The sequence below is a fragment of the Methyloceanibacter sp. genome, from assembly GCF_049590335.1.
GTDB lineage: Bacteria > Pseudomonadota > Alphaproteobacteria > Rhizobiales > Methyloligellaceae > Methyloceanibacter.
This window is the reverse complement of record NZ_JBAWCQ010000157.1, coordinates 1-2,308: the sequence shown is the minus strand read 5'-3', so window position 1 is coordinate 2,308 and position 2,308 is coordinate 1. Positions and strand designations below refer to the sequence as shown.

Here is a 2,308-nt window from a genome sequence, read left to right as displayed (position 1 = left end):
CGGAATCTCCCGCGGCAGGTGCACCTGCAGCAGCCCCGCGGCAAGTCGCCAGCCCGCCACGGGCCGCATCGCCGCCGCCACAGCGCCGCCGTAAGAAGAAACGCTCCGGATTTTTCGGGCGCTTCTGACCGCCAAGCGCAGCGCGTCGGCAGAAATCCGATGAGTATGAGAAGGTCGCGACGCGCGGTGGCTGTCCGCGCGTTCGGTTTCATTCAACAAAAAAGGTCTACAACGAGGGTAGGATGCGAGCCGAAACCGAAGCGCTTGTAAACGAGATCAAAGAGTCGCTGTCTCTGTTGCGGAGGCATCTTTGACCCCGAACAGGCAAGAAGCCGTCTGAGCGAACTCGACCGCGAGGCCGAAGGTCCCAATTTCTGGAACGACGCGGCGCGGGCCCAAGGGCTCATGCGCGAACGACAGCAGCTCGAGGCCGCGCTAGGCAACTTCGATCGCATCCAGGCTGAGCTCGACGACAACGTGACGCTTGTCGCCATGGGCGAAGAGGAGAACGATGACAGCATTGTCGCCGAGGCCGAGGAGTCTTTGCGCAAGCTAGGTCAGGAGGCACACACCCGTGAGGTGGAGGCGCTGCTCTCGGGCGAGGCGGACGCCAATGATGCGTATGCGGAGATTCATGCTGGAGCCGGCGGCACCGAAAGCCAGGACTGGGCCCAGATGCTGGAGCGCATGTATATGCGCTGGGCGGAAGGCCGCGGCTACAAGGTTGAGCTGATAGGCGAAAGCCACGGTGAAGAAGCCGGGATCAAGTCGGCGACAATCCTGATCAAGGGGCTCAATGCCTATGGCTGGCTCAAGACGGAATCCGGAGTGCATCGCCTTGTCCGCATCTCGCCGTTCGATTCCAATGCGCGCCGCCATACGAGTTTTGCGTCCGTTTGGGTCTATCCGGCGATCGACGATGCGATCGAAATCGAGATCGAAGACAAGGATGTCCGAATCGATACGTATCGGGCTTCTGGCGCTGGCGGCCAGCACGTTAACACCACTGATAGCGCGGTACGGATTACCCACGTTCCGACAGGCATCGTGGTGCAGTGTCAGAACGAGCGGTCGCAGCACAAGAATCGCGCGACCGCGTGGTCCATGCTCCGAGCGCGGCTCTACGAGGCCGAACTCAAACGGCGGGAAGAAGAAGCTTTGGCGTCAGCAGCGTCCAAATCCGAGATCGGCTGGGGGCATCAGATCCGCTCTTACGTGCTGCAGCCCTATCAGCTGGTGAAGGATCTGCGGACCGGTGTCGAAAACACCAATCCGCCCGCGGTTCTTGATGGCGACATCGACGCGTTCATCGAATCGGCGCTCGCCCAGCGGATCAGCGCCGACGCCAAGTCTTAACCCGGCTCCAAGGCGTAGCCCCGCCACCAGGGCATAGCGTTGGCATCGAGGCGTAACGTACGAAGCCGCCGCCGGTTTTGTCCCGGCCACGGCTTCGTAGTCTATGCCAGCGTTTTCGGGACGCGCTACTCGGCGGCGTTGCTCGAGAACTGCTTGCCTGGCCCAGGTGTGCTGGGTTTGGTGCTCGACGTCTCGGCAGCCAACGGGTCGTCCGAACGACGCGACTTTCCTTCGAAATAGGCGCCTTGCTCTATCGCCAGGCTCTGGTGATGGATATCGCCTTCGACATGGGATTGCGATTGTAGGGTCACGCGCAGGCCGCGGATGGACCCAATGACTTTCCCGCGGATGACGACATCTTCGGCGACGACAGAGCCGTTGACCTGCGCCTTATCGCCCAGCAGCAGCGAACCGCATTGGACGTCGCCAAGAATCTGTCCGTCGACCTGAATCTCGCCCTTTGAAGAGACGTTCCCCTCGATCGTGAGATCCTCGCCGATGATGGATGGGATCATCTTGCCCATGGCCGGGCCAGCGGGCTTGGGCTGTGGCGACGGCCGGTCTGTGAACGGCGAAGATTTGGCGTCTGGTGCGCCGCCGCTGGGTCGTTCGCCACCCAGCTTGGCCACCGTGCCGCTTGGCTCAGGTTTCTTCGTGAACATAGCAGGTTACTCCCCCTCAAAACGCGTGACGCAGCGCGAAATACAACCCGGCTTTCGGGTCCGCACAACCCAGGACTTTCATTCTCCAGCAAATTGCCCTGACATCCCAGGCAGCTAAGGTGCAACACCCTGTTGCTGCGTCAACATTATCCCTTCCTGCCATTCTTGTCATGGGGGTTGTCTACCCGTACGCGCGCTCGGCCCAGGGGCAGCTTAGGCCTTGATTCGCCTTGGTTTATCCGATTTTGAGACATCTTATTGCAACAAGACCTTAGTGTTGACTCGCGCAC

2 protein-coding genes are annotated in these 2,308 nt (G+C 60.9%); one reads left to right on the top strand and one right to left on the bottom strand.

The window, feature by feature from the left end:
• Positions 1-242: 242 nt before the first annotated feature.
• A protein-coding gene (prfB, locus tag WBQ77_RS11740) for a peptide chain release factor 2 (protein ID WP_424060403.1) occupies positions 243-1,356 on the top strand; the annotation gives its coding sequence in 2 pieces (ribosomal slippage) (positions 243-311 and positions 313-1,356; 1,113 coding nt in all).
• Between the two features lie 125 nt (positions 1,357-1,481).
• Here the strand turns inward: prfB and WBQ77_RS11735 are convergent.
• Positions 1,482-2,018 (bottom strand): bactofilin family protein, encoded by a 537-nt coding sequence (locus tag WBQ77_RS11735; protein ID WP_424042346.1) that lies wholly within the window; start codon positions 2,016-2,018, stop codon positions 1,482-1,484.
• Between the last annotated feature and the right edge of the window lie 290 nt (positions 2,019-2,308).

Coding starts and splice junctions, on each gene's coding strand:
- WBQ77_RS11735 (WP_424042346.1), bottom strand. CDS start 2,018: ATGTTCACGAAGAAACCTGAGCCAAGCGGCACGGTGGCCAAGCTGGGT.